This window comes from Mycobacterium sp. E735 (assembly GCF_001666955.1).
Lineage (GTDB): Bacteria > Actinomycetota > Actinomycetes > Mycobacteriales > Mycobacteriaceae > Mycobacterium.
Genome location: NZ_LZIX01000002.1, coordinates 1 through 1,359 on the forward strand (window position 1 = coordinate 1; position 1,359 = coordinate 1,359).

Here is a 1,359-nt window from a genome sequence, read left to right on the forward strand (position 1 = left end):
CCCACGACACGACGCGCCGGAACAGGTATCGGGCGACCTCGTCCGGCGACAGCCGGCGATGGCCGTGGAACGTGCAGGTGACACCGAACTCGGTCTCGATGCCCATAATTCGTCGCTGCACGTAATCGAGCGTACTGGTTGTCTGACCGGGACGGTGCGGAAGCCGCGCCTACGGATCCGGACGAGTTTCGCGAAGCCCGCCAGGGCACCGCCTGGGGACCGCAACGGGACGTCGACAACTCGGACACCCGCGGGCGCGGTGTTCAGCCCGTAGCGAACAGCGCACGCGGCGGGCCCGAGTCAGCCGGCGGCGTCGCCGTTGGATTCCGGCGCTTCGCCGTTGGTTTCCGACTGCCTCGAATCGCCCTCTTGCAGCAGACCTTCCAACGTGGCCCGGTTGATGCGCCGGAACGCCCGGCGTGGCCGGTTGACGTCCAGGATGGCGACCTCCAGGCTGCCCACGTCCGGGGAGGGCTGGTCCCCGCCTGAACCGTCGGTGCTGCCGGCCCGCAGCGCCTTCACGGCGATTTTGGTCGCCTCGCGCAAGTCGGCGTTCTCCGCGTAGGACTCCTTGAGCGCGGTCGTGATCGGCTCGGTGGTGCCGCCCATCACCACGAAGTGCGGCTCGTCGGCGATCGACCCGTCGTAGGTGATGCGATACAGCTCAGGCGGTTTCGTCTCGCCGTAGTGCGCCACCTCGGCGACGCACAATTCCACCTCGTACGGCTTAGCCTGCTCGGTGAAAATGGTGCCCAGGGTCTGTGCGTAGACGTTGGCCAGCTGGCGTCCCGTGACGTCGCGGCGGTCGTAGGCGTAGCCCCGGGTGTCGGCGAACTGGATTCCGCCGCGGCGCAGGTTGTCGAATTCGTTGAACTTGCCGGCGGCCGCGAAGCCGACGCGATCGTAGAGCTCACTGATCTTCTGCAGGGACCGCGACGGGTTCTCCGCCACGAACAGCACACCACCGGCGTAGACCAGCGCCACCACGCTCTTGCCGCGCGCGATGCCTTTGCGCGCGAGCTCGCTGCGCTCGCGCATCGCCTGCTCGGGCGATATGAAATACGGGAAGCTCACTTCTCACCACCGTCGGGGCCGAAAGTGTCTGCGCGTGAGCGGCTTTCGATCACCTCGCGGGCGAGCTCGGCGATCCGGCTCTCGGGCACCTCGGCCGCCCCCTCGGCGCCGATGGTGACCGCCGTTGGGTAGATGCCCCGAACCAAGTCAGGCCCGCCGGTGGCGGAGTCGTCATCGGCGGCGTCGTAGAGCGCCTCGACGGCCACCCGCACCGCCGAATCGGCATCGACGACCCGCGAATACAACTTCTTTATGGAGGACTTGGCGAAGATCGAGCCCGACCCC

General features: G+C 67.8%; 2 protein-coding genes and 1 pseudogene. All 3 read right to left on the reverse strand.

What is annotated here, in order from left to right; translation table 11 throughout:
• Positions 1-121, reverse strand: a 121-nt coding sequence (locus tag A5704_RS28985; protein WP_231968679.1) for a proteasome accessory factor PafA2 family protein, incomplete at its 3' end; no start/stop codon positions are given.
• A 179-nt stretch (positions 122-300) separates the two neighbouring features.
• A complete protein-coding gene (gene prcA / locus A5704_RS00480; RefSeq protein WP_067753797.1) occupies positions 301-1,074 on the reverse strand; it encodes a proteasome subunit alpha in 774 nt (257 codons plus the stop codon).
• Positions 1,071-1,359: pseudogene (locus A5704_RS00485) on the reverse strand (proteasome subunit beta); the annotation flags it as partial. The pseudogene A5704_RS00485 and the gene prcA, both read right to left, overlap by 4 nt.